Annotated in this window: 1 protein-coding gene and 2 pseudogenes; all 3 read left to right on the forward strand. The window is 40.2% G+C overall.

Annotated features, from left to right (window positions below; translation table 11 throughout):
* Nucleotides 1-247: 247 nt before the first annotated feature.
* Nucleotides 248-1,325 (forward strand): annotated as a pseudogene (locus FC65_RS12595) (thiamine pyrophosphate-binding protein); the annotation flags it as partial.
* Between the two features lies 1 nt (nt 1,326).
* Nucleotides 1,327-1,956, forward strand: a pseudogene (locus tag FC65_RS12600) (thiamine pyrophosphate-dependent enzyme); the annotation flags it as partial.
* A gap of 139 nt (nt 1,957-2,095) precedes the next feature.
* On the forward strand, nt 2,096-3,375 hold a 1,280-nt coding region (gene glyA, locus FC65_RS09680), incomplete at its 3' end, for a serine hydroxymethyltransferase (RefSeq protein ID WP_082619087.1).

Below are 3,375 nucleotides of genomic sequence, written 5' to 3' on the forward strand. Positions count from 1 at the left end.
TTATATGTTGCACTTCAATTTTAAATCCGGCGAAAATTCTTTGAAAAAACAGTCAGTTTGCGGTAAACTAAATTTTGCGCAATATTTTGTGTTGGTATCTAAAGACACGGTAACAATACCAACGATCTTCGATAAAAGTAAATATTCCCAGTCAGGACATTTCTTCTTTTTTCGTTAGTATCTTACAAAAAGAAACCGTGTCCCTAGGAAATTTTTAACAGGGAGATAATAAGTTATGAAAAATGGTGCAGATAGATTAGTAGACGTTTTAACTGCCTGGGGAGTAGACCATGTATATGGTCTTCCTGGTGATTCGATCGATACTACAGTTGATGGTATTCGTCGTCAAGCAGATAAAGTTAAATTTATTCAAGTTCGCCATGAAGAAGTCGGCGCTTTAGCCGCTGCAGCAGAGGCCAAGTTAACAGATAAATTAGCAGTATGTTTGTCGATCGGCGGCCCTGGTGCAATTCACATGTTAAATGGATTATATGATGCTAAGATGGACCATGCGCCTGTCCTGGCTTTACTGGGGCAAGTTGAGTCCAATTTACTCAATACTGGTTTTTTCCAAGAAGTTAATACACCACAATTGTTTGAAGATGTAGCTGTCTATAATCGTTCGATCACATCAGTCGATCATTTGGCTGAAACGGTTGACGAAGCAATCAGGACAGCTTATGAAAAACAAGGTGTGGCTGTTTTAACGATCCCAGATGATATTCCACAGCAAAAATTAACCACTGCTTTTAAACCTACAGCTGATTTATTTAAATTACAAAAACCCTCGGTTCCTGCTGCTCAAGTTGAAGAAGCAGTTGACTTGTTAAACAGGGCTAAAAAACCTGTTGCTTTATTTGGAACTGGGATCAAGCACTCTGGTGAAATTATGCAGCGTTTTGTAGAAACGTATAAGATCCCATTTGTTGAAACTTTGCCTGCAAAAGGAATGGTTCCAGATGATCACCCGAACTCTTTAGGACAGGTCGGTAAACTGGGGACAAAAGCTGCTTATCAGGCTATGAAGTCAGCTGATCTTGTTTTGATGATCGGAACAAATTATCCATATACAGACTATTTGCCAAAGCCGGGACGTGCTAAGAGTATCCAGATCAACTTAGAACCAAGTCATCTAAACAAACGTTTTCCAGCTGATGTCGCAATTCATGGTGATTCTGGCGAAGTCATAGAGGCAATTTTAAATGCTGGCTTAGAATCGACTGACGGCACATTTTTAGCTGAATGCCAGAAACACATGGCTACTTGGAATTCATGGGTCGAAGCCAAAAAAGACTTGAAAGGTTCACCTTTAGCACCAGAAGTTTNATCAAGAAAACAGCTGCTAAAGATGCCATTTTTGCAATTGACGTTGGGACAGCAACTTCTTGGAGTGCACGTTATTTGCCAGTGGGCCCACAACAGAAGTATACAATTTCTTCGTGGTTAGGCACAATGGGGTGTGCGCTACCGGGCGCTATCGCTGCTTCTCAAGCTTATCCTGATCGTCAAGTGATTTCGATCAACGGTGACGGCGCATTCGCCATGGTGATGGAAGACTTTGTAACGGCTGTTAAGTACAAGATGCCGTTGATCAATATTGTTTTAAATAATAGAAAATTAGCATTTATTCAATATGAACAACAGTCTGCTGGTCAGTTGAATTATGCGATCGATCTTGAAGATATGGACTATGCTAAGTTTGCTGATGCCGCTGGTGGTATCGGCTATACCGTAACTAACAAGCAAGAATTTGCTGCTGCTTTGAAAAAAGCATACAAAGTTAAAGATCGTCCTGTTTTGATCAATACATATGTTGCTGACGATGCTCCACTTCCAGGTCAGATTGTAAGCAGCGAAGCAAAGGGGTATACAAAGTTTGGAACACAGTACCTCGCGAAGAAACGTCGCATGCCTAAGTTACCACCGATCAAGGATATTATGCGTCATTTCTTTTAGACTATAATAGTGTAAAAAGCGGGAGAAAGATCTCCTGCTTTTTTTTCACTCTGAAATGTCACTATTTACATTTGTTACGCCAATTAAATTGGTTACGTGTTATGATATTTTATAGTAAATAAAGGGAGCTGATGTTTAGTTGAATTACCAAAAATTAGATCCAGAATTATGGCAAGCAATTGAAAATGAACAGCAACGACAACAAGACAATATTGAATTGATCGCATCGGAAAATATTGTTTCACCCGCTGTGCGCGCCGCACAAGGTTCTGTTTTAACTAACAAGTATTCGGAAGGCTATCCGGGTAAGCGATACTATGGCGGTAATAAATATGTCGATATTATTGAAAATCTCGCAATTGACAGAGCAAAAAAGCTTTTTGGAGCTGAATATGTCAATGTTCAGTCTCATTCAGGTTCACAAGCAAACCAAGAGGTTTACACGGCCTTTTTACAACCAGGAGATAAAATTTTAGGAATGGATCTGAATGCTGGGGGTCATTTGTCTCATGGGGCCAAAGTTAATTTTAGCGGTAAGTTATACCAATCTTTTTCTTACGGTTTAAATCCTGAAACTGAGTTACTTGACTATGATGAGATTTTGAGAATAGCACGTGAAGTCCAACCAAATTTAATTATCGCCGGAGCATCAGCATACAGTCGGACGATCGATTGGGCAAAGTTTCGTGAAATTGCAGATGATGTCGGTGCCTATTTATTAGTTGATATGGCTCACATTGCCGGGCTTGTAGCTGCAGGACTTCATCCTAATCCGGTCCCATACGCTGACGTTGTAACAACAACTACGCATAAAACTTTAAGAGGCCCACGAGGCGGTTTGATCCTTGCAAAAGAAAAATATGCTAAAAAGATAAATTCAGCCGTTTTCCCTGGCTCACAGGGTGGTCCGTTAGATCACGTGATCGCGGCTAAAGCTGCCATGTTACATGAAGATCTTCAACCCGAATTTAAAGTCTATGCTGCACAGATTATTAAAAATGCTCAGGCAATGGCTGATGAATTTTCTCATTTTGAACATGTCCGGGTAGTTTCTGGTGGAACAGATAATCATTTAATGACTTTAGATCTATCAAAGACTGCTCTTAACGGAAAACAAGCCCAAGAAGTCCTCGATTCTGTTTCAATTACGACAAACAAAGAAGCTATTCCTGCCGAGAAGTTGAGCCCATTTAAAACTTCTGGGATCAGGTTAGGTACGCCTGCGATAACGACTCGTGGTTTTAATGAAGCAGATTGTCGTCAGGTTGCACAGTTGATCGTAAGGGCGATCGATCATCATGACGATAAAAAAGAATTAGAGAAAATTAGGTCAGCTGTTCATCAACTAACTGCAACACATCCAATCGATGAATACATTGCCCCGATAGAATTTGGTTCTTTATCAAGTGGTACTGATGA

It is taken from the genome of Ligilactobacillus acidipiscis DSM 15836 (assembly GCF_001435755.1).
In the GTDB taxonomy this organism is placed as follows: Bacteria; Bacillota; Bacilli; order Lactobacillales; family Lactobacillaceae; genus Ligilactobacillus; species Ligilactobacillus acidipiscis.